The following is a 20,031-nucleotide window of genomic DNA, read 5'->3' on the forward strand; positions in this document are numbered from 1 at the left end:
TTATTTCACCTCGCGGGTCTGAAACGGAACACGCTGCCACAGGACGAACGGCTCGCCGGGCGCGGATTCGACAAAGAGCGCGGCGTGATCGACAGCGAGCGGCCCGAGCACGGGCGTTCGCGCCTGCCACCATGCAACCAGCGTCGCGCGCTCATCCGCATCTGCGAGCGAACTGGACAGCGTCATGTGAAAACGGAATTCGTCGAAGACGTACGGATAGCCCCATTCGACCAGCAATGCACGTTGCCGTTCGCTCAACGGCGCGGCGAGACGGCGCGCGAGATCGGCAGCGGACGGCCTGGCGCGCAAGGCATCGAGCGTTTGCAAGGCACTCGCAGCGACCGTGCGCATCTTCGCCTCGCTCTGTTGATCGGCGGGACGCAACGCTACGAAATCCCCGAGCGTCGCGGCTTCCACTGGCAACAAGAACGGGCTTTGGGCTTGCGCCCATTGACGCGTCGCGTCCAGCACATGCTCTTGAGTCACGCCTCCAGCAAGACGAAACGGCGCGACCAGCGTGCCGTGCCAACCGTAGCGATACGGCGCTTCGGTTAACTCCGCCAGCCGACGTCGCAGGCCGTCCGGTTGCGGCGGCACGCATGGCTCGCCGCTTTCCGCATCACGCCCCAACCACGCCGAACCAGCTTGCCACCATGCCGACTCGCGCGACGGCGCGTAATACACCGCGAACCGTGCATCGGCGCCCCACGCTGCGCCGCTCATACGTCGTGCTCCACCAGCAACTGCACACGGTCCGCCGCAAAATGCGTAAAGCCGTATTTGATCGGCGTGCCTTCCAGATCGACGTCGACGTTCTCGACCCACAACACCGGTTGCTGCCGATTGATGTTCAAGCGCCGCGCCACTTCCGGCTCGGGCAACACGCTGCCGATGCGGCTCCACTTGCGCAGATAATCGGTCACGCCGTATTCGGCCATCGCCCTGGTGATGCTGCCGGTACGCTCCAGCACTGCCGGCAAGTCCGCAAAACGCACGGCCGGATACCAGTTGCGCGCGAACGTGAGCGGCACGCCGTCCGACTCGTGCAGCGACTCGATCCGGTAGACCGATGCGCCCGCGCGCAGGCCAAGCGCCTTCGCGACATTCGGTTCCGCCTTCACGCGCGCGGCCGCCAACATCGTGCCTGCCGCCGCATGATGCTGTTGCCGCAAGTTTTCTGTAAACCGCGTGCGGCGGCCGATCGTGTAGTCAATCGCGCCGGGCTGCACGAACGTGCCACGACCCTGCTCGACACTGACAAGGCCCAGTGCGGCGAGACCCAACATGGCCCGGCGCACGGTATGCCGGTTCACGTCGAAGCGTTTGGCCAGTTCGCCCTCGCTCGGCAAACGGCCATCTTCGCCGAAGCCGCTTGCCGCGATTTCCGCAGCCAGAATCTGTTCGATCTGCCGCCAGACGGCAACGCCCGCGCCGCGTTCGAGCAACGTGCCCGGCGTCGCGTTGTCGTTCGATGTCATGGTGCTGTCATTCCCTTGGGTTCAAATATTCGCTATGTCGTGCATTGTAGTGCGCAAGCCGTGATGGAAATGTGAAATGGCGGCGGTACGTCACAGCGTTCGTCAAGCACACCTCTAAACGTCTAGACGTTTAGATGAATAGATGGTCAAATGAACGCTCGCTGGATCAACAGGAATTTCGATGAGTGCCACTTCCGCCTCGCCGTCCTCCGCCACGCGGCGCGCATGGATGGCCGTGCTGGCTCGCACGCCGCGCGCCGATCTCGAAGCCGCGCTGGAGGGTGCGCTGCAAGGTGTTCCGCCACCCCCTTACGACTGGCTGCGGCCACCCGAAATCGGCCTCGCGATGGTGCGTGGCCGCGTCGGCGGCAGCGGCGACCCGTTCAATCTCGGCGAAGCCACGGTCACGCGCGCCACCTTGCGTTTGCTCGCCACGGGTGACGCTGTCGCTGTCGTCGGCGTTGCGTGTCATCTGGGCCGCGACCGCCGGCGCGCCGAACTGGCTGCGCTGGCAGATGCGCTACTGCAAATGCCCGATCATCACGCGGCCTTGCATCGGCACTTGATCGAGCCGTTTGCCGCGCGGCAGGCCGCTGAACGCGCGGCGCGCCGGCAGGACGCTGCGGCGACGCGCGTCGAATTCTTCACGATGGTCAGGGGCGACTGATGGAAAACTCGCAGATTGCATTGTCTACATTGACGCCAGGTTTCGCCGACCCGGTCCACGACACCCAGGCGGTGTTTCGCACGCTGCTGGACGCGCTGTCGCGGCCGGGCACGCTCCGCATCGTCGAAAACGTATTGCCGGAGGTGCGGGCAAGCCGCGCCGAGCGCGCGGCATTCGCCGCACTGCTGACGCTATGCGACTACACAACGCCCGTCTGGCTCGCGCAGCCCGACACAGCGCTGGGTTCGGCACTGCGCTTTCATACCGGCGCGCCGCTCGTCGACGAACCGGGACAAGCCGCATTCGCCTATATCCACGACGCCGGCGCATTGCCGTCGTTGGAAAGCTTTGCATCCGGCGCAGCGGAATCGCCCGAACAATCGGTGACCCTGCTGATCCGCGTCGAAGCGTTGACGGGGGGCATGCCGGTCGTACTGAGCGGTCCCGGCATTCAGCACACCGAGACGATCGCGCCGGTCGGCCTGCCCGAGCGTTTCTGGCGTGAACGCGCCGCCCTCGCACCGCTCTTTCCCTGCGGCATCGATTGTTATCTCGTCTGCGGCAGCACGTTGATTGGCCTGCCACGCACAACTGAAGCGAAGGTGAACTGATGTACGTTGCCGTCAAGGGTGGAGAACGCGCGATCGAAGCGTCGTGGCGTCTGCTCGACAAGGCGCGCCGCGGCGACACGCGGCTCGCCGAACTCAGCGTCGCGCAGATTCGCGAGCAATTGCGCCTCGCCGTCGCGCGAGTCATGACCGAAGGCTCGGTCTACGATGAAGAACTCGCCGCGCTCGCGATCAAACAGGCCGCGGGCGATCTGGTCGAAGCGATCTTTCTGTTGCGCGCGTATCGCACCACGTTGCCGCGTTTCGGCTATACGCAAGCGATCGATACGGAAGCCATGCAAGTGGAGCGCCGCATTTCGGCAACGTTCAAAGACGTGCCGGGCGGGCAGTTACTCGGCGCAACTTACGATTACACGCAGCGTCTGCTGGATTTCGCGTTGCTCGCCGAGGGCGATGCCGGGACCGATGCGGCCGCAACCCTTTCTTCAATTCAAGCCGCGCACCCCGAAGCCGAAGCGATGCCGCGGGTCGTGACCCTGCTCGACAAGGAAGGTCTGATCGAACAGGAACGCCCCACGCCGCAAGCGCCGGAACCCGGTGACCTGTCACGCGAGCCGCTCGCTTTTCCCGCGAGCCGCGCCACGCGTTTGCAGAATCTCGCTCGCGGCGACGAAGGTTTTCTGCTCGCCATGGGCTACGCCACGCAACGCGGCTACGCGCACTCGCATCCGTTTGCCGGCGAAATCCGCTTCGGCGCGATCGCCGTTGAAATGGAACTCGACGAACTGGGCGAGACGGTCGAGATCGGCGACATCGACATCACCGAATGCCAGATGATCAACCAGTTCGCGGGCAGCGGCGACGTGCCGCCTGCTTTCACGCAAGGCTACGGCCTCGCGTTCGGCCACTCGGAGCGCAAGGCGATGGCGATGGCGCTAGTGGATCGCGCGTTGCGCGCTGAAGAGCTCGGTGAAACGCTCGCCTCGCCGACGCAGGACATCGAATTCATGCTCTCGCATAGCGATAACGTCGAGGCGTCCGGCTTTGTTCAGCATCTGAAATTGCCTCACTACGTCGACTTCCAGTCGGAACTCGAACTTGTGCGGCGCCTGCGGGTGCAGCACGGCGTGCAGGACAAGGATCAAGGTAGAGATCAGGATCAGCAGGAGCAAGCCGCATGAACGCGCCGGACACTTCCTTCGCCACCGCGCCCTACGACAGCGCCGCGGACGGCTACAACTTCGCCTACCTCGACGAGCAGACTAAACGCATGCTGCGCCGCGCGTTGCTCAAAGCGGTCGCCGTGCCGGGCTATCAGGTGCCGTTCGCGTCGCGGGAAATGCCGTTGCCGTTTGGCTGGGGCACCGGCGGTATCCAGGTGACCGCGGCGATCATCGGCAAGAGCGATACACTGAAGGTCATCGATCAGGGCTCCGACGAAACGACCAACGCGGTCAATATCCGCCGCTTCTTCGCGCGCACCACAGGCGTGGCGACCACGCGCCGCACGACAGAAGCGACGATCATCCAGACACGTCACCGGATTCCCGAAGCGCCGCTCACCGACAAGCAGATTCTGGTCTATCAGGTGCCGATGCCCGAACCGTTGTATCGGCTGGAACCGCGCGTCGCCGAATGCAAGAAGCTGCACGCGCTGGCCGATTACGGTTTGATCAGCGTGAAGCTGTACGAGGACATCGTGCATCACGGCAGCATCGCCACCACGTACGACTATCCGGTGATCGTCAACAACCGCTATCTGGCATCGCCGTCGCCGATTCCGAAGTTCGACAATCCGAAGATGCATATGAACCCCGCGCTGCAATTGTTCGGCGCCGGCCGCGAACGTCGCATTCACGCGATTCCGCCGTACACGCCGGTGCGCAGTCTGGACTTCGACGATCATCCGTTCGAAGTGCAGAAGTGGCAGCACGCGTGTGCGCTATGCGGCTCGACGGAGAGCTTCCTCGACGAGATGATCGTCGACAATGCCGGCAAGCGCATGTTCGTGTGCTCGGATAGCGACTACTGCCACGCACGCCGCGGCGATCAGGACCTCGACCTGTCGTCACACGAAGCGCGCAAAGGAGAACCCGCATGACGCCGCTGTTGAGCGCCCGTTCGCTCACTAAACAATACGGCGGTCGCAATGGCTGCAGGAATGTCAGCTTCGATCTGTATCCGGGCGAAGTGTTGTGCATTGTCGGCGAATCCGGCTCGGGCAAGACCACGCTGTTGAATACGCTTGCCTTGAAAACGGAAAGCGATAGCGGCTCGCTCCATTACGCGGCCACGCAGGGTGAAAAACTCGATCTGCTCGCCCTGTCCGAACCGCGCCGGCGTCTCCTGATGCGTACCGAGTGGGGCTTCGTCCAGCAAAATCCACGCGACGGCCTGCGTAGCGGCGTCTCCGCCGGCGCGAATATCGGCGAGCCGTTGATGGCTGTCGGTGCCCGCCACTACGGCGAGATCCGCCACACGGCAACGCAATGGATGGAGCGTGTCGAACTCGACGCCTCGCGCATCGACGAATTTCCAGCCGCGTTTTCCGGCGGTATGCAGCAGCGTTTGCAGATCGCGCGCAATCTCGTCACCGGTCCACGCCTTGTCTTCATGGACGAGCCGACCGCCGGTCTCGACGTATCGGTGCAGGCGCGCCTGCTCGATTTGCTGCGCACGTTGACGTCCACATTGCATCTGTCGGTGCTGATCGTCACACACGATATCGGCGTGGCGCGCCTGCTCGCGCATCGTCTGATGGTCATGCAAGGCGGCGAAGTGGTCGAGGCGGGGCTGACGGATCAGGTGCTCGACGATCCGCAGCATCCGTACACGCAAACGCTGGTTTCCTCGGTTCTGCCGGTTTGAGGCTCACCATGCGATCCATTGAAACAAGCACTGAAGCAAACACCGAGTCACGCGTGTCCGGGCGCGCTTTTATCGACAACGCGGCGCTGATGCTGCAGGCAGTCGACATCGGCAAGACCTTCACGCTGCACGGCCAGGGCGGCGTGCAGATCGAAGCGGTCGCGGGCGTCTCGCTCGATGTCGAGCGCGGCGAGTGCGTCGTACTGGTCGGGCCTTCAGGTGCGGGCAAGAGTACGCTGCTACGCTGTCTGTATGGCAATTACCTTGCCAGTACGGGCTCCATTGTCATTCGCGATGCGGCGGCGGACGGTCAGCCGGTATCGATCACCGGCGCCGAGCCGCACGACGTGTTGCGCTTGCGCCGCGGCGTAGTCGGTTACGTCAGCCAGTTTCTGCGCGTGATTCCGCGCGTGCCGGCGCTTACACTCGTTGCCGAACCGCTGTTGTCGCGCGGCGTGGCGGAAGACGAAGCGCGTGAGCGTGCTGCGGCGTTGCTGGCCAGATTGAATGTGCCGGATCGGTTGTGGGGGTTGGCGCCCGCCACCTTCTCCGGCGGCGAACAGCAGCGCGTGAACATCGCTCGCGGTCTGATCGCCGGGCATCCGTTGCTGCTGCTCGACGAGCCTACGGCTTCGCTCGACGCGGAGAACCGCGACGTCGTCGCCGATCTGATCGTCGAGGCACGCGAGCGTGGCGCCGCGATCGTCGGCATCTTTCACGACGAAGAGACCCGCAACAAGATCGCCACACGCCGCTTCGAACTCAAGCCGCCGCTAATCACGCATTGACACGAAACGGCACTACACTGACGCACTGAGCAGCAACACTCAAGACTGACTACGGAGCAAGTCGATGTTGATCAGGAACGCTCGCATTGTGACGCGAGACGAGGTATTCACCGGCGTGATGCGCGTCGAAGACGGCATGATTCGCGACATCGAGCGCGGCACGACCACGGCGCGCGAAGCGGAAGACTGGCATGGCGACTATCTGTTGCCCGGCCTGATCGAACTGCACACGGACAACCTCGAGAAACATCTGGCGCCGCGTCCGGGCGTGCAATGGAATACCGATGCCGCCTTCGTGATCCACGACGCGCAAGTGGCGGCCGCCGGCATCACCACCGTGTTCGACGCGCTCGCCATCGGTTCGCGCTCGAATGTGGGCCTACGTGGCCGCGATCTGCAAACGCAGTGTGCTGAATCTCTTACGCGCTTCTCCGAGCGCAAGCTGCTGCGCGCCGAACACTTTTTGCATCTGCGCTGCGAAATCGCCACTGCCGATGTGGTGGAGGTGTTCGATTCGTTGTGCGCGCATCCGTTGCTGCGCCTTGCCTCGGTGATGGATCACACGCCCGGCCAGCGTCAATGGCACGACCGCGAGCAATGGCGCCGCTTCCAGGAACGCAACGGCAAGCTGACCGACGAACACGTGGCGACCGCACTGGCCGAACTGTCCGTCGAACAGGAACGTTACGCCGAAGCGCACCGCCACGAAATCGTCGCGCGCTGCAAACGGCTCGGCATTCCAGTGGCGAGCCACGACGACACGCTGATCGAACATGTCGAACAGGCCAAGGCCGAAGGCATTGTGCTGGCGGAGTTTCCGACGACCCGCATCGCCGCTGAAACGGCGCGCGAGCATGGCATTTCGACCATCATGGGTGCACCGAATATCGTGCGCGGCGGATCGCATTCGGGCAACGTATCGGCGCTTGAACTGGCCAAGGCGAACCTGCTCGATATTCTGTCCTCGGATTATGTGCCGTCCAGTTTGATGACCGCCGTGTTCGAACTGGTCGACAAGGCCGGCTGGACCCTCCCGCGCGCCATGGCGACGGTCTCCGCCGAACCCGCGCGCACGGCCGGCTTGCATGACCGCGGCGCAATCGAGGCTGGTTTGCGCGCGGACTTCGTGCGCGTGACGATGCTCGACACGCTGCCGGTGCCGCGCGCAACTTACCGCGCCGGCACGCGCATTGTCTGAAGAGACCCTCAGGTCTCGTGGGACGCGGGCAGCAACGGTTCTACCGCCGCCCAGCGCGTCCAGCGGGGCGTCCTGTCAGGTGCTTCAACGCGCAGCGTGCGCGAGCCGTCGCCGAAAACCAGCGATTCGATGTTGAACGCGCTCCCCTCCGTAAGGCCTGCATCGCGCACATGGCCGGATTGATAGATGAAACTGAGATTACCTTCGCGCAACAAGTCGAGATAGGCGTCGAAGTCGACGGTCGAGGGACGGGAGGCCCAACGATTCAGGAGCGTGGCGGCGATTTCGGCATCGTACATGCTGACCTCCTGGGACATAAGCCGTACCCGAATATAGCGGAAAAACGAACCTTGTGCTGCACCGCACCATCCTGATGGCGCATATACGCACTCCGCCCCCAGGCTTTGGCTGCATACATTGCCGTGTCGGCGTTGAGCAATAGCGCCTCCATCGTGGTGCTATCGTCCGGGAACTGGCTGATGCCGATGCTCGCGCCCACTGTCATGCATTGCCCGGTTCATTGGGCAGGAATAGCCGCTTTTGAACGGCGCGCGATTAGCCGGCGAGAATCAGCCGCCACTATTGGCCAACTTCATTACGACGTCTTTACAACCCAACAGGCGCCGCACGAAAGCAAGGCAATATGCACTGGCTACCTCTTCGGATCTCCACCACATACAGGCCTGAAAAGCTATCCTCGCGCGCCATCCGGTATTTCACTAGCTATCCAATCTTTTTGAACTGGTAAGCTTGGCGCGCGCTGCTGGCCTCCCCGGCCGGCAGCTTCAACCCAAGCCCGGTCGTGAGTCCGCCGGGCGTCCCGCAGCGGCACAACCGCGTACGGGAGTATTCGAACTACACGAGGAGTTAAACAGTGAAAAAACTGCTAGCGGCTTTGACGGTTGCTCTGCTTGCTACCGTCTCGATTGGCGCACACGCTAAAGATTGGTCGACGATCCGTTTCGGCGTTGACGCCAGCTACCCCCCGTTTGAGTCCAAGGGCTCGGACGGCAAGCTCGTGGGCTTCGACATCGACCTCGGCAATGAAATCTGCGCGCGCCTGAAGGCCAAGTGCGTGTGGGTCGAAAACGACTTCGACGGCATGATCCCGGCGCTGAAGGCGAAGAAGTTCGACGGCGTGCTGTCGTCGATGTCCATGACACCGAAACGCGCTGAGCAGATCGCCTTCTCGTCCAAGCTGTTCAACACGCCGACGCGCCTCGTGGCGAAGAAGGGTTCGGGCATCCTGCCGACGGCCGACTCGCTCAAGGGCAAGACGGTTGGCGTGGAACAAGGCACGATCCAGGAAACCTACGCAAAGACGTACTGGGAAGCGAAGGGCGCGAAGGTTGTGCCGTATCAGAACCAGGACCAGGTCTATGCGGACTTGCTGTCTGGCCGTCTGGACGCAGCCTTGCAGGACGCCGTGCAAGCTGAAATCGGCTTCCTGAAGACGCCGCGCGGCGCGGGCTTCGACTTCGTCGGCGGGGATCTCAAGGATGCGACGATCCTCGGCAATGGTGCCGGCATCGGCATGCGCAAGGAAGACACCGACTTGAAGGCGAAGGTCGACAAGGCGATCGCCGACATCATCAAGGACGGTACGTACAAGAAGATCGAGAAGAAGTACTTCGACTTCAACGTGTACGGCAGCTAAGCCAGCCACGCGCTTCTGACGGCGCGCTCGCCGGCTTGCAAGGAACGGGCTCCGCCTCATGCGGGGCCCGTTTCGTTTGCAGGGCCGCATAAAACCACACCTTGCGCCATATCGGCTAAGATCGTGCGACCGAGGCGCGGCGAACCAGCCCGCCCCTGACCGGCCATGAAGCCCCCTTTCCCCTGTAATCAACGACATAGCGCGGCACGTCTCACATGCCCGCGGATTTGAAAACCATGCAAACCCAAACCCATCCGCTGATTGCCCCGACGCTTGGCACCGCTCGTAATCTGACGAGTTTTCACTATGGTCCCGGCGGCGGGCAGAAGATTTATGTTCAGTCGTCGCTGCATGCCGACGAGTTGCCCGGCATGCTGGTGTCGTGGGCGTTGCGCCGCAAGCTCGCCGCGCTGGAGTCCGCCGGCAAGGTGCGCGGCGAAGTCGTGATCGTGCCGGTGGCCAATCCGATTGGTCTGAATCAGCACTTTCTCGGCCATTTGACAGGCCGCTTCGAAACCAACACCGCGCAGAACTTCAACCGCAATTTCCACGACCTGTCGGCGCTGGTGCAGCCGGGCATCGAGGCGCACCTGACTGACAATGTCGACGCCAATCGCACGGCGATCCGTTCGGCAATGCGCGAGGCGCTCGACGCGCAGAAGCCGGAAACCGAACTCGAATCGCAGCGCCTCGCGCTGCAAAAGCTGTCGTACGACGCCGATGTCGTGCTCGATCTGCATTGCGACTGGGAAGCCGCGATGCACCTCTACACGAACCCGGATCTGTGGCCGGAAGTCGAGCCGCTTGCCTGCTATCTCGACGCCAAGGCGTCACTCCTCGCGCTGAATTCGGTGGGCAATCCGTTCGACGAAATCCACAGCTTCTGCTGGTCGGATCTGCGCGGCCGTTTCGGCGACCGTTTTCCGATTCCGAACGGCTCGATCTCGGTCACGATCGAATTGCGCGGTCAGCGCGAAGTGTCGTACGAATACGCGGATCGTGATGCCCAGGCGATCATCGAGTACCTGACCTCGCGTGGTGTAATCGACGGCACGCCCGCACCGTTGCCAGCGCTCGAATTCGCCGCCACGCCGCTGGCCGGCGCCGAGCCGCTTGTCGCGCCGATCAGCGGCGTGCTGGTGTATCGCTGCGAAGTCGGTACCTGGGTCGATGTCGGCCATGAAATCGCCGATATCGTCGATCCGTTGACCGATCGCGTCGTGACGTTGAAGAGCAGCGTGGCCGGCGTGTTGTACGCGCGGCATTTGACGCGCTTTGCAACGGCCGGGCTTGAATTCGCGCGCATTGCCGGCGCGACGGCGTTCAGAAGCGGTTCGCTGTTGAGCAACTAAAGAGCCGCAGGGGCCGTGCTTCCCTGCACCGGCTTGCATTGAGCCTGGCCACCAAGCAGATCGCCCGCTATTTCAGCGGGCGATCTGCGTTTACGCATTTTGATTGATAAGCGCGCATCGTCGCATGCAGCCGAGACGCCCGAAAACCAATCGTTTTTCACACGCTTATAGGCGTGATCTGGCAAAGCTTATACGCGGGGTGCCTTGCGCGATCTCCACCAGCAAAGCTATGTGAGTGTCGCGCCAGCGCGACAGATTTCGAAAATAAGCAAAGCTGTCACATACCTTACTCTGCGTTCCCTTAAATTGCGGGCCATCGCACGACCTTGCCAAAGAGCATGGCGCCGCGATCGCTTAATTTTTAATCGGAGAAAATCTTGAACAAGCATGTATTGACCGCCGCTACTCTCGCCGTCTTCGCCAGCGCTGCTCATGCACAAAGCAGCGTCACCCTGTATGGCCTGATCGATGCCGGTATCAGCTACGTGAACAACTCGAAGACCGCCACCGGTCACGACAACCTCTTCAAGTACGACGACGGCGTTGCCCAAGGCAGCCGTTGGGGCCTGCGCGGCACGGAAGATCTGGGTGGCGGCCTGAAGGCGCTGTTCGTATTGGAAAGCGGGTTTAATAGCGGTAACGGCACGCTCGGCCAGGGCGGCGCGCTGTTTGGCCGTCAAGCGTATGTCGGTCTGTCGCAAAACGGCGTCGGCTCGCTGACATTCGGTCGCCAGTATTCGTTTTCGACGGATTATCTGGGCGGCAACTACTCGACCGGCGGCCAAACCGTCGCGGGTAACTACGCCTACCACATCAACGACGTCGACCAGTTGACGTCGAGCCGTATCAACAACGCAGTCAAGTTCAGCAGCGCGAATTTCGCGGGCCTGACCTTCGGCGCGATGTACGGCTTCTCGAACCAGGCTGGCGCATTCGCCGGCGCACCGGCTAGCGGCACGACCGCGGCACCGGTGGCGGGTTCGTCGCGCGCATACAGCCTCGGCGTGAACTACGCGAACGGCCCGTTCGGCGTCGGCGCAGCGTACACGGACATCCGTTACCCGAGCCAGGCGACCCCGGCGTTCTCGACCAGCATCGCCAACGTGGCAACCGGCAGCGTCCGCGATCTGCGCACGTTCGGTGTCGGCGGCCGTTACTCGATCGGCGCAGCGACGCTGTGGGCGTTGTACACGAATACGCGCTTCCAACCGATCACGGGCAGCTCGACCACGTTCGCTGCGTACGAAGCAGGCGCGAAGTACGCGTTCACGCCGGCACTGACGGCAGGCGCCGGCTACACCTACATGCACCTGAGCAACGCCAACACGGGCCACTGGAACCAGGCGGACCTGAGCGTCGACTACGCGCTGAGCAAGCGTACGGACGTGTATGCACTGGGTATCTACCAGATCGCTGCCGGACACAACGGCACGCAGGATCTGCAGGCGCAGATCGGTTCGAGCACGAGCTACTTCGGCACGTCGGGCACGGGCGCGGACAACCAACTGGCATTCCGCGTCGGTATCCGTCACAAGTTCTAAGCGGCTCTTGACCTGGTCGGCGAAACGCGCGAGCGCCTTGCCGACCCAAGGTTGAGAAAAACGCCCTGCGGGGCGTTTTTCTTTTGAGGCAGCACATTCCAGCGCCGCCCTGCTCGCCGATGCTGACCTTCGGTCACAGACCGATGGCTCAGTTGACGGATGAAGAACTCAATGGTTTAAGTTCGTTCGCGCCGCCTAGAAGCGGTGCACGATGCCTACGCCGGCAGCGAACTGGCTGCGCGACGACGACGGTGCGCTCTGGAAGCCATCGCCGATCGTTGCCGTAGCGGTGATGATGTGGCCCGAACCGGCCGTGCCGAGCGTATTGCCGTTGGTGCGCTGGAACGCCTGCAATGCATAGAGGCCGGTGCGCTTCGACAGGGCATAGTACTCGGACAGGTTGACCTGCTGGTACTGCGCCGAACTCGTGATGCCGTTCGCCTTCGTTGCGCGCGTGTAGCTATAGCCCGTCGCGAAGTCCCATGCAACCGTCGGCTTCCAGTGCAGCACGACGCCGGCCGTGTTGAAGATCGCCGTATCGCGGAAACTCGAGCCTACACCCGGAATGTACTGCACGTTCGAGTAGGCGGCCGACACGTCCCAGCCGTTGCCGAAGTTGTAGCCGCCGGTCACCGCGAAGCGCTGCTGCGCCTGCGCCGTCTGATAGCCGTTGGTCACCGCCGACACGCCCGGTTGCGCGCCATTGTTCGACACGGTCGAATCCGCGCCGTACGCGCCGCCACCCAGCGTCGAATTGTTGATACGCATGAAGCCGACCGCGACGCCAACCGGGCCGTTGAGATACTGAACCGCGCCGCTCCACGTCGAGCCGCGGTTCAGGCTGCCCGGCACGCCGCCCAGTGAATATGAACCGCTGAACGTGAAGCCGTACAGTTTCGGCGATGTATAGACCAGTGAATTGTTCGCGCGGTAGATCGTGTCGAGTGCGTCGACGTCGCCCGGGTGCGCGCCGTAGTAGCCGGTGAGCCACGTCGTCGGGCTATACGGCGAGAGCAGCGAATAGTACGCCGTGTATTGACGGCCGGCGGTGAACGTACCGTAGGTCGAATTCGTCACGCCGACCCATGCCTGGCGGCCGAACAGCGCGTTCGTGTACTGCTGCGCGCCGGTGGTGGAATTGAAACCGGACTCCAACTGGAAGACGGCCTTGGTACCGCCCCCGAGATCTTCCGCGCCCTTCAGGCCGAAGCGGCTGCCCGCCCATACGCCGTTGATCATCTTGACGGCGGATTTACCGCCCGAAGTCGAGCCGAGGGACGTCTGGCTGCTTTGATAGCCGATACCCGCATCCACGATGCCGTACAGCGTGACGCTGCTTTGGGCGAAGGCAGGCGCTGCGATACACGCGGCGACCGTAGCGACGCCGAGCGCGAGCGCATGTTGATTTTTGTTTTTCATGGCAGTTTCCCCAAACCCTTTTGTTAGGGCAGTTATTGAAAGCGTGCTTGTTCCCGATAGCGATCGCGCCTTCGGACAGCGGCGCGATATCCGCTTACTGGACCGTCGACGTGCGGCCGCGTTGCGTTGATTCATCCGGTTCCGGAATCGCTTCGATCTTGCCCATGACGAAGACGAACGAGACGATGCCGATCGCCAGGATGACGCCCGCGACCAGGAAAGCGTTAGTGAATGAATTGGTTGCGCCGACAATGAAGCCCGTGACGATCGGCGCCGCGACGCCCATCAGGTTGTTGACGAAATTCATTACGCCGCCGACGGTGCCGACCCCGCCCTTCGGCGCGATCAGCGACGGCAAGGACCAGCCGACAGGCGCCGCGGCGGCGAGGCCGCCCAATGCGATCGAGATCCAGAAAATCGCCCAGCCCGGCTGAATGGTTTGCGTCGCGCCGAACACCGCGAGGCCAAACAGCATGCCGGTCACGAGCACGGTCTTGCGTACGCGCGTTTCGTCCTTGCCGCGTGCGATCAGGTGATCGATCAGCCACCCGCCAACGGCGAGATCGGTGACCGTCGCCACAGCCCACGGTATCGCCGCGAAGCCCGCCGACTTGAGGATGCTCATGTGCATCGTCTGCACCAGATATCCCGGCAACCACGTCAGGAACAGATAGAACGAATAGCCATATGCAGCGAAGCCGATCGTCAGCCCCCACACCTTGGTTTTCGTCAGCAGATAGCCCAGCATGCCGAACGCGCTCGCGCTGGATGTACCCTCAGGCGTTGCGCCACCTTGCTGAATGTAGTCGCGCTCGAGGTCGGTCAGCTTCGAGTCCTTGCTCGGGTCGCGATAGATCAGGAAGAACGCAACGAAGTACGCGAAACTCAGGATCGCGGTGACACCGAATCCCCAGCGCCATCCGCAGTTCACGACCACGACGGCAACAAGCGGCACGCCGATCACGTTTGAGAACTTCGCCGCTGCGTCGAAGATCGCGGTGGCCAGCGCGCGCTCCTTGCGCGGGAACCAGTAGCCCGTCGCCTTCGAACTGACAGGAAATCCTGGCGCTTCGGCGATGCCAAGCATTGCGCGCGCCGCAAAGATTCCGCCAAAGCCGCTTGCAAAGACAGTGATTGCGGAAGCAAGGCCCCACAGGAACGCCCCCCATCGACCGACGCGAGTGGTGCCAAAGCGATCGAGAAAGAGCCCGGCCGGGACTTGCAGCAACGCATACGGCCAGAAAAATGCGCTGAACAGCAAGCCCATCTCCGCCGGCGTCAAGTGGAACGCCTCTTTCAATTGCGGCGCGGCGACCGACAGGTTGATACGGTCGAAATAGTTGATGAGCACGCCGATGCCCAACAGTAAGCCAATCGTCCAACGCCGATTGGGTATTTTTTTCCCTGCTGCGACTGCCATCTATGGTCTCCTTGAATGTCACTTGAATTGCAACAAAGCGTGAGCGGTCTAGCCGCATCGGCTGAATTTCGTGTGCCTTTAGCTCGCTTTTAGCTCCACAGCACCGCATCGAGACAGCGCTATCTCACGATGTCGAAAAAACCCGCTGTCTGGAATGGCCTGCGCCCACCAGGCGAGCGTCTGGTTGACGATGGCGGTCAGCGAGCAAGTCGCATCGACGGCAAGCGTAAAGGCTTCGGTCACCGGCGGTTCGAGATCGGCGAACTGGCTGTCGACCAGCGTCTTGGGCATGAAGTGGCCGGCGCGCTGGCCGACGCGTCGCTCCGCTTCTGCCGGAGGCAGATCCAGAAAGACGAACCCCAGCGGGGAGGTGCCGTCACGCAGACGGTCGCGGTAGCGGCGTTTCAGCGCCGAGCACGCCAGCACGGCACGTTCGCCCTGACTTGCCACGCGCGCCAACTCAGCCGCCAGTCGGTCCAGCCAGCCTGCGCGATCCGCGTCGGATAGCGGAATGCCGCGCCGCATTTTCTCGACATTCGCGCTGGGGTGAAACGCATCGCCTTCGATCAACCGGCCGCCGATGCTCGCCGCCAGTGCTTCTGCGACACTGCTCTTACCGCAGCCAGCGACGCCCATAACAACGAGGGAATCCATGGTCTGACCCATCGCCACGCTCCTATACGCCAAGATAGCGCTATCTTTGCTTGTCCGAAAATAGCGGCTGATCTAGCCGCTGGCTTGTCTTGCACGCACCCGCGCGCCCGCGCACCCCGCAGAAAGCGGGATTGCGTCAGTACCGGGATAGCGCTATCCTAAAATAATCATGACGATACCGACACTCAGGAAAACCCGAAGCACTGGCCGCCCCACCTTGGAAGAGGTTGCGCGGCGTGCCGGGGTAAGCACCATTACAGCGTCGCGGGCGCTGCGGGGCCTCGATACAGTGGGGCCGGAATATGTGCAGCGAGTTAAGGAGGCGGCGAGAGATCTGAACTACGTCACCAATCCCGCCGCGCGGGCATTGGCTTCGTCTCGAAGCGCCGCCGTCGCGGTATTGATACCGTCGCTGTCGAATGCGGTGTTTGTCGACGTGCTCGAATCGGTTCACACCGTGTTACGACCGCGCGGCTTCGAAGTCCTGATTGGCAATTCGCACTACTCACGCAGCGCGGAAGAGGATCTGTTGCGTCATTACCTTGCATCACCGCCGAGCGGGATGATCGTCACCGGATTTGACCGGACGGAGGCCGCGCGGCGCCTGATCGATGCAAGCGGGGTACCGTGCGTGCATATCATGGAACTTGAGGACGTCGAGGGCGTGCATTGCGTCGGCTTTTCCCAGGCGCGCGCGGGCGAAGCCGTAGCGGACCATCTGATTGCGCGCGGGTGTCGCCGCAATGCGTTCGTTGCCGCGCAGCTCGATGCCCGGATGATGCAACGAGGCGAAGGATTCCGCGATGTACTCAAGCGCAAGGGACTCTACGACGCGGATCTGGAAGTGCTCACGCCGGCGCCATCATCGATCGGTCTTGGCTGCGAATTGTTCGGACAGCTGATCCAGAGGCGGCCGGATGTCGACGGAATATTTTTCGGCAACGACGACCTTGCGCAAGGTGCGCTCTTTGAGGCGCGCCGTCAGGGTATCGCGGTACCTGAGCAAGTTGCGATCGTGGGTTTCAACGACCTCGCCGGCGCGGCGGATTGCGTGCCCCGCCTGACCACGGTGCGTACGCCGCGGGCCGAAGTAGGACGCGTGGCGGCCAATCTACTGCTGTCCTTGATCGGCAACGAGGCAGTGAGCTCTCCGGTGGTCGATCTGGGCTACGAGCTTGTTGTCAGGGAAAGCGCCTGAGCCAGGCGCCAAAGCACTGCCACTCTCCATGCCGACTTCGCGGATCTCGTGCCGTAAGCGCTCGGCGTTGCATTTCGTCTCAACTGGTTACCATTTATCACCGAGGGAAAGGTCAACGCTTGCCAACCTATCGACGTTGATAGGGATAGCACTGATCCACTCAGTGCATTTAAAGAGGCTAAAACCATGAAAAAGATCGTCGCTGCTCTCGCATCCGCATTGCTCGTCACCACGGCATTCGCCCAAACGACCGCGCCCACGGACGCTGCCAAGGCTCAGATGAAGGCAAATAGCGAAAAAGGTGAAGCCCAGGCTACCGCCAACAAAAAAAAGGCCGAAGCACAGAGTGACGCGGACAAGGCCCAGGCATCAGCGAATGAGGACAAGGCATCGGCCCAGGCCGACGCTGACAAGAAAGCCGCCAAGGTAGCGAAGGCGACCACGCCGGCGGAAGCATCAGATGCACGGGGCGATGCCACGAAGGCGCAAACCAAGGCCAATAAGAAGAAGCACGACGCACAGGCCAAGGCTGACAAGAAGAAACAAGAAGCCGCGCGGGATGCCAACGTGGCGCAAGCGAAGGCCAATAAGGAAAAAACCGAAGCGCAAGGCGACGCAAACAAAAAGGCCGCCGACGCGAATGTCGACGCCGCCAAGAAGCAATAAGCCGAGCGTTACCCGAGTCGCTTACATCAGGCAAGGATTGCCCGCATCGAAAAGCGACTCGTGGTCTCCCTCCGCGCGGGCGAACGGAATGCAGCGAACACGCTTGACGCCTCGTTACTTCGGAGTTGGAAAACCAAGAGCGTCAGCCTTCGTTCTCAGCTCCGCGAAACGGCCGCCCACCGGGCTCACCGCCGTGTCGGGGACAGTGCTTCCCGGCGTGAGCTGACTCTTATCCAGTTGCGCGATGCCGGTCACGCCCGAGGTCACTGTGGACGCCGACGTCGCACACGCCGCGCCGAAGACACCCTGCGTGACGGCGATGGCAGGCGCGTCGGTGCGTGGCGCATCCGTCAGATCCAACGCATACGCCAGGTTGACCGTACCCGAATCGCCTCCTCGCACGCCGAGCGGATCGAGCCCGAAGCGCCACGCGAGCAGTTTGTGGATCGAACTGGGATCAAACGGATAGCGCGAGACGTTATTCGCACGCACACGCGGTCCGAGCAGCACGCAGGGCACGCGAAACCCGAGTCGCCCGTCGTTGCCCAACGCGCTCTCAGCGGCCGACACCGCCCTCACCGGCGGCGCGACATGTTCCATGAAGCCGCCCCACTCGTCGTAGACGATGATCACGAGCGTCTTGCTCCAGTTCGGGCTTGTGCGCAGTGCATCGTAGATCTGTCCCAGCAGCACCTGGCCGTTGCGCACGTCGGCATGGGGATGATCGTCGCTCGACGTCCCCTGTGATTCGCCGCCGAAACTCGGATCGACCATACAGAACGACGGTAACGTGCCTGCGGCCGCATCGGTCAGGAACTCGGCAAACAGCTTCGAGCGTCCGACATAGCGGGTTCCGTAGAGCGCCGTGAACGGTACGTCGTGGAAATAGTAGGCCGACGAGACATTCTTCGCGTCGAGGCGGTCCCAGATCGTCGGTAACGACGACGAGTCAAGCGTGTCGGCGAGGCGATCCGTCTCACCGCTATGCAGGTAGATCCGGTTCGGGTAGGTGTCGGCGAGAATGCCGCTCATGTAGTAGTCGCAAACAGTGTATTGCGCGGCAGCCCCTCGGTAGAAGTCGAGATCCGCGGACTGGAAATAGCCGATCGGCAGCAAGTCACCCGGCGTGAGGCTAGTGCCCGGCGTCTTCAGAAAGCCGTTCATCGCACCGTTTGCCAGGTGGACGCGCCCAGCATCGTAGGCGTGATTCGGATCCGCATACGCGCAGCCCTGGAATCCATACGCCGGATTTGCAGAGAGCGCGAACGACGCGTGTGCTGCGCCGAACGCATCGGAAAACGTGCGCCCCGTCTGCGCGCTTTCGGCGTTGGGCACCCAACCCAGCAGATGATCGAAGGAACGGTTTTCCATCGTGACGAGCACGACGTGGTCGATGCCCGAGGTCGCCGGATCGGGCAATGGGGAACGCGGAAGATTTGCGCGAGCCGGCGGGACTGAGCCGATCACAGGCGTGGAGCCGCCTGAACCGGAGGCGCCCCCGCCACCTCCGCCGCAAGCCGACAATGCGACAGAACTTGCAAGCGCAGCGAGAATTTTCCGGCGTGCTGGATCGGGCGGATTCGTGGGCCGAGTGCTCATAGTGTTGTCTCCGATGGGTTTATTTGTAAATCGCGCGGCTGTATTCGTGCCGCTGTGTGCGATTCAGTCGATCGAGACAGCACTTAGTGTTCCCGCCTCCGCGAGGGCAGACTGCCCGCCTCTCTTTGCGGATAACTAGCGTTGCCGCACCCTACAGCGGGCATATGTAGGCACCCGGGGAGATCGCCCCTGCATTCCTGCCTTGCGGAACAGTCCGTTTGCGAGCGCCGCGGGCACCTGCGAATGGCGCCACGCAAATGGCCTGAGATTTTTAGTCAGGCACCGGTTGAGCCTTGGCAACAGAGGAGCTATTCAGCAGAAAACCCTTGATGGTAGTTAACTAAAGTCTGATACGCTGCGCCCTTTGCTACCGCCTGTATTCGACTCGATGGAAACCCCTTTCAATGATCGTGGCGTATCGGTCACGCGTAACGCACTCTCGTCCGCCGGCCAGGTTTTTCCGCTGCGCGATATCGTGGATGTGCAGGTCGTCACCGTGCAGAAGAACAAGATCTTGCCACGCACAATCTCGTTGCTTGGACTCGTCGGCGCTATCGTCGGCGGGATATTGCACTCGCCGGTCGGCATGGTGTGCGGCACGATGCTGGTGGTGGTCGGCTGGCTCACCTGGGCGACACAGGACGTCACGCATCGTCTGATGGTGCAGACCACTAATGGTGTGCGTGAGGCGCTGATGAGCACGGATCGCGAGTTCGTCGAGCGGGTCGCCGAGGCCGTGCACGAGGCGAAGGCAGCCCCTGCGGTTGGCAAGGCCTGAGCCGTTTCGTCCAAAAACGCCCGGCGCCACGCTGGGCCCCGCGCACGCTACCGTGATCCGGCATCCACGCGACTATTGACATAGATCAATGCTTGCACGAGCAAGTCTCTAGCCGCACCCCGAACCTTGACATATCTTTGCAATTGCCCGCGACTAGCCGTGTAGAGTCGCGGCTCCTG

20 protein-coding genes and 1 pseudogene are annotated in these 20,031 nt (G+C 62.4%); 13 read left to right on the forward strand and 8 right to left on the reverse strand.

Going from position 1 to position 20,031, the window contains the following annotated elements:
• Both ACAX43_RS15180 and phnF read right to left on the reverse strand, forming a co-directional pair.
• Entirely contained in the window at positions 1–723 is a 723-nt protein-coding gene (locus tag ACAX43_RS15180; RefSeq protein WP_370709216.1) for a DUF1045 domain-containing protein, read from the reverse strand.
• Entirely contained in the window at positions 720–1,478 is a 759-nt protein-coding gene (gene phnF / locus ACAX43_RS15185) for a phosphonate metabolism transcriptional regulator PhnF (protein WP_370709217.1), read from the reverse strand. Before phnF ends, ACAX43_RS15180 begins: the two co-directional genes overlap by 4 nt.
• Before the next feature lie 181 nt (positions 1,479–1,659).
• Here phnF and phnG point away from each other — a divergent pair, with 181 nt between their 5' ends.
• The 7 genes from phnG (at position 1,660) to ACAX43_RS15220 (ending at position 7,568) form a co-directional block, all read left to right on the forward strand.
• On the forward strand, positions 1,660–2,145 hold the full coding sequence (gene phnG, locus ACAX43_RS15190; RefSeq protein ID WP_370709218.1) for a phosphonate C-P lyase system protein PhnG: 486 nt from the start codon (positions 1,660–1,662) through the stop codon (positions 2,143–2,145).
• Complete coding sequence (gene phnH, locus ACAX43_RS15195) at positions 2,145–2,756, forward strand: phosphonate C-P lyase system protein PhnH (RefSeq protein WP_370709219.1); 612 nt, start codon at positions 2,145–2,147, stop codon at positions 2,754–2,756. Before phnG ends, phnH begins: the two co-directional genes overlap by 1 nt.
• A complete protein-coding gene (locus ACAX43_RS15200; protein ID WP_370709220.1) occupies positions 2,756–3,895 on the forward strand; it encodes a carbon-phosphorus lyase complex subunit PhnI in 1,140 nt (379 codons plus the stop codon). The genes phnH and ACAX43_RS15200 overlap by 1 nt, the downstream gene beginning before the upstream one ends.
• Positions 3,892–4,815: an alpha-D-ribose 1-methylphosphonate 5-phosphate C-P-lyase PhnJ gene (locus tag ACAX43_RS15205; protein WP_370709221.1), complete on the forward strand. Its 924-nt coding sequence runs from the start codon at positions 3,892–3,894 to the stop codon at positions 4,813–4,815. The genes ACAX43_RS15200 and ACAX43_RS15205 overlap by 4 nt, the downstream gene beginning before the upstream one ends.
• Positions 4,812–5,582, forward strand: coding sequence for a phosphonate C-P lyase system protein PhnK (gene phnK, locus ACAX43_RS15210; RefSeq protein WP_370709222.1), 771 nt, complete (start codon positions 4,812–4,814; stop codon positions 5,580–5,582). Before ACAX43_RS15205 ends, phnK begins: the two co-directional genes overlap by 4 nt.
• 8 nt (positions 5,583–5,590) lie before the next feature.
• Positions 5,591–6,370, forward strand: a complete 780-nt coding sequence (phnL, locus tag ACAX43_RS15215) for a phosphonate C-P lyase system protein PhnL (protein ID WP_370709223.1) — start codon at positions 5,591–5,593, stop codon at positions 6,368–6,370.
• A 64-nt stretch (positions 6,371–6,434) separates the two neighbouring features.
• Positions 6,435–7,568 carry an alpha-D-ribose 1-methylphosphonate 5-triphosphate diphosphatase gene (locus ACAX43_RS15220; protein WP_370709224.1) on the forward strand — a complete coding sequence of 378 codons (1,134 nt, stop codon included), beginning with the start codon at positions 6,435–6,437 and terminating at the stop codon, positions 7,566–7,568.
• 8 nt (positions 7,569–7,576) lie between these two features.
• Here the strand turns inward: ACAX43_RS15220 and ACAX43_RS15225 are convergent, their stop codons facing one another.
• Together ACAX43_RS15225 and ACAX43_RS15230 are read right to left on the reverse strand one after the other, a co-directional pair.
• Positions 7,577–7,867, reverse strand: coding sequence for a hypothetical protein (locus ACAX43_RS15225; protein ID WP_370709225.1), 291 nt, complete (start codon positions 7,865–7,867; stop codon positions 7,577–7,579).
• A gap of 68 nt (positions 7,868–7,935) precedes the next feature.
• Positions 7,936–8,082, reverse strand: a pseudogene (locus tag ACAX43_RS15230) (diguanylate cyclase domain-containing protein); the annotation flags it as partial.
• Between the two features lie 360 nt (positions 8,083–8,442).
• Here ACAX43_RS15230 and ACAX43_RS15235 point away from each other — a divergent pair.
• The 3 genes from ACAX43_RS15235 (at position 8,443) to ACAX43_RS15245 (ending at position 12,118) form a co-directional block, all read left to right on the forward strand.
• On the forward strand, positions 8,443–9,225 hold the full coding sequence (locus ACAX43_RS15235) for an ABC transporter substrate-binding protein (protein WP_370709226.1): 783 nt from the start codon (positions 8,443–8,445) through the stop codon (positions 9,223–9,225).
• Positions 9,226–9,461: 236 nt separating this feature from the next.
• Positions 9,462–10,577 (forward strand): succinylglutamate desuccinylase/aspartoacylase family protein, encoded by a 1,116-nt coding sequence (locus ACAX43_RS15240; protein ID WP_370709227.1) that lies wholly within the window; start codon positions 9,462–9,464, stop codon positions 10,575–10,577.
• Positions 10,578–10,954: 377 nt separating this feature from the next.
• A complete protein-coding gene (locus tag ACAX43_RS15245) occupies positions 10,955–12,118 on the forward strand; it encodes a porin (RefSeq protein ID WP_370709228.1) in 1,164 nt (387 codons plus the stop codon).
• A 195-nt stretch (positions 12,119–12,313) separates the two neighbouring features.
• On the opposite strand, the gene ACAX43_RS15250 is transcribed toward ACAX43_RS15245, so the two are convergent.
• The 3 genes from ACAX43_RS15250 to ACAX43_RS15260 all read right to left on the reverse strand — a co-directional run bounded on the left by ACAX43_RS15250 (position 12,314) and on the right by ACAX43_RS15260 (position 15,623).
• Positions 12,314–13,537, reverse strand: coding sequence for a porin (locus ACAX43_RS15250; protein WP_370709229.1), 1,224 nt, complete (start codon positions 13,535–13,537; stop codon positions 12,314–12,316).
• Positions 13,538–13,631: 94 nt separating this feature from the next.
• Positions 13,632–14,957, reverse strand: a complete 1,326-nt coding sequence (locus tag ACAX43_RS15255) for an MFS transporter (protein WP_370709230.1) — start codon at positions 14,955–14,957, stop codon at positions 13,632–13,634.
• A gap of 78 nt (positions 14,958–15,035) precedes the next feature.
• The gene (locus ACAX43_RS15260) at positions 15,036–15,623 is read right to left on the reverse strand and encodes a gluconokinase (RefSeq protein ID WP_370709231.1); all 588 of its coding nucleotides are present in this window, start codon (positions 15,621–15,623) and stop codon (positions 15,036–15,038) included.
• A gap of 157 nt (positions 15,624–15,780) precedes the next feature.
• Here ACAX43_RS15260 and ACAX43_RS15265 point away from each other — a divergent pair, with 157 nt between their 5' ends.
• Positions 15,781–16,809: a LacI family DNA-binding transcriptional regulator gene (locus ACAX43_RS15265; protein ID WP_370709232.1), complete on the forward strand. Its 1,029-nt coding sequence runs from the start codon at positions 15,781–15,783 to the stop codon at positions 16,807–16,809.
• Positions 16,810–16,995: 186 nt separating this feature from the next.
• Positions 16,996–17,475, forward strand: a complete 480-nt coding sequence (locus ACAX43_RS15270; RefSeq protein WP_370709233.1) for a hypothetical protein — start codon at positions 16,996–16,998, stop codon at positions 17,473–17,475.
• Positions 17,476–17,589: 114 nt separating this feature from the next.
• Here the strand turns inward: ACAX43_RS15270 and ACAX43_RS15275 are convergent, their stop codons facing one another.
• Positions 17,590–19,074, reverse strand: coding sequence for an alkaline phosphatase family protein (locus tag ACAX43_RS15275; protein WP_370709234.1), 1,485 nt, complete (start codon positions 19,072–19,074; stop codon positions 17,590–17,592).
• A gap of 388 nt (positions 19,075–19,462) precedes the next feature.
• Here ACAX43_RS15275 and ACAX43_RS15280 point away from each other — a divergent pair, with 388 nt between their 5' ends.
• Positions 19,463–19,852, forward strand: a complete 390-nt coding sequence (locus tag ACAX43_RS15280; protein WP_370709235.1) for a DUF6232 family protein — start codon at positions 19,463–19,465, stop codon at positions 19,850–19,852.
• Positions 19,853–20,031: the final 179 nt, after the last annotated feature.

This window comes from Paraburkholderia sp. IW21 (genome assembly GCF_041321145.1).
In the GTDB taxonomy this organism is placed as follows: domain Bacteria; phylum Pseudomonadota; class Gammaproteobacteria; order Burkholderiales; family Burkholderiaceae; genus Paraburkholderia.

Bases quoted from the DNA above. Each gene is read 5' to 3' on its own strand.
- ACAX43_RS15240 (WP_370709227.1), top strand. From the start codon at position 9,462: ATGCAAACCCAAACCCATCCGCTGATTGCCCCGACGCTTGGCACCGCT.
- ACAX43_RS15275 (WP_370709234.1), bottom strand. From the start codon at position 19,074: ATGAGCACTCGGCCCACGAATCCGCCCGATCCAGCACGCCGGAAAATT.
- phnK (WP_370709222.1), top strand. From the start codon at position 4,812: ATGACGCCGCTGTTGAGCGCCCGTTCGCTCACTAAACAATACGGCGGT.
- ACAX43_RS15225 (WP_370709225.1), bottom strand. From the start codon at position 7,867: ATGTACGATGCCGAAATCGCCGCCACGCTCCTGAATCGTTGGGCCTCC.
- phnH (WP_370709219.1), top strand. From the start codon at position 2,145: ATGGAAAACTCGCAGATTGCATTGTCTACATTGACGCCAGGTTTCGCC.
- ACAX43_RS15250 (WP_370709229.1), bottom strand. From the start codon at position 13,537: ATGAAAAACAAAAATCAACATGCGCTCGCGCTCGGCGTCGCTACGGTC.
- ACAX43_RS15280 (WP_370709235.1), top strand. From the start codon at position 19,463: ATGGAAACCCCTTTCAATGATCGTGGCGTATCGGTCACGCGTAACGCA.
- ACAX43_RS15265 (WP_370709232.1), top strand. From the start codon at position 15,781: ATGACGATACCGACACTCAGGAAAACCCGAAGCACTGGCCGCCCCACC.
- ACAX43_RS15220 (WP_370709224.1), top strand. From the start codon at position 6,435: ATGTTGATCAGGAACGCTCGCATTGTGACGCGAGACGAGGTATTCACC.
- ACAX43_RS15260 (WP_370709231.1), bottom strand. From the start codon at position 15,623: ATGGGTCAGACCATGGATTCCCTCGTTGTTATGGGCGTCGCTGGCTGC.
- phnL (WP_370709223.1), top strand. From the start codon at position 5,591: ATGCGATCCATTGAAACAAGCACTGAAGCAAACACCGAGTCACGCGTG.
- ACAX43_RS15255 (WP_370709230.1), bottom strand. From the start codon at position 14,957: ATGGCAGTCGCAGCAGGGAAAAAAATACCCAATCGGCGTTGGACGATT.
- phnG (WP_370709218.1), top strand. From the start codon at position 1,660: ATGAGTGCCACTTCCGCCTCGCCGTCCTCCGCCACGCGGCGCGCATGG.
- ACAX43_RS15180 (WP_370709216.1), bottom strand. From the start codon at position 723: ATGAGCGGCGCAGCGTGGGGCGCCGATGCACGGTTCGCGGTGTATTAC.
- ACAX43_RS15205 (WP_370709221.1), top strand. From the start codon at position 3,892: ATGAACGCGCCGGACACTTCCTTCGCCACCGCGCCCTACGACAGCGCC.
- ACAX43_RS15270 (WP_370709233.1), top strand. From the start codon at position 16,996: ATGAAAAAGATCGTCGCTGCTCTCGCATCCGCATTGCTCGTCACCACG.
- ACAX43_RS15200 (WP_370709220.1), top strand. From the start codon at position 2,756: ATGTACGTTGCCGTCAAGGGTGGAGAACGCGCGATCGAAGCGTCGTGG.
- phnF (WP_370709217.1), bottom strand. From the start codon at position 1,478: ATGACATCGAACGACAACGCGACGCCGGGCACGTTGCTCGAACGCGGC.